This is a genomic window from Dubosiella newyorkensis (assembly GCF_001945605.1).
Classification (GTDB): Bacteria; Bacillota_I; Bacilli_A; order Erysipelotrichales; family Erysipelotrichaceae; genus Dubosiella; species Dubosiella newyorkensis.
Map to the genome: position 1 here is coordinate 1 of NZ_MPKA01000133.1, position 524 is coordinate 524.

Annotated in this window: 1 protein-coding gene; it reads left to right on the top strand. The window is 47.7% G+C overall.

The features are described from left to right. On the top strand, window positions 1-382 hold a 382-nt coding region (locus BO225_RS11300), incomplete at its 5' end, for an IS66 family transposase (protein WP_143356841.1). Between the last annotated feature and the right edge of the window lie 142 nt (window positions 383-524).

The window sequence follows — 524 nt, forward strand, 5'->3', positions numbered from 1 at the left end:
CCCTCTTCCCGTTATTCCGCATTCTTTTGCGAGCGCGGAAGCGATCGCTCATGTAGCCAACGAGCGTTTTGTCAAAAGCGTACCCTACAACCGGCAGGAGAAGGAGTGGAAATGGCTGGGTCTCTCCGTCAGCCGGAGAACGATGTCCAACTGGATCATGGCGGTCTCCGAACTCTATCTTGAACCTGTCGTTCTCAAGATGAGAGAACATCTTCTGAAAGAAGAACTGTGCCACTGCGACGAGACCCCGATCCAGGTGCTCCGCGAAGAAGGGAGAAAGAACACTTCCAAATCGTGGATGTGGGTCTACAGCTCAGCGGCTGTTTCTCGAAAGCCGATCCGGATCTTTCAATACGCTCCCGGAAGAGGAAGCTGGATTTAGTATTAATGGTGCATCCCTTAAACCTCTGAAAATTCAAGTGGTAGAATGTCATAAGAAGAACAATTTGAATTCCAGAATGAGGAGGAATGAAAAATGGCAAAACATTATGACAGAGAATTTAAAGAACAGGTGATTCAATACG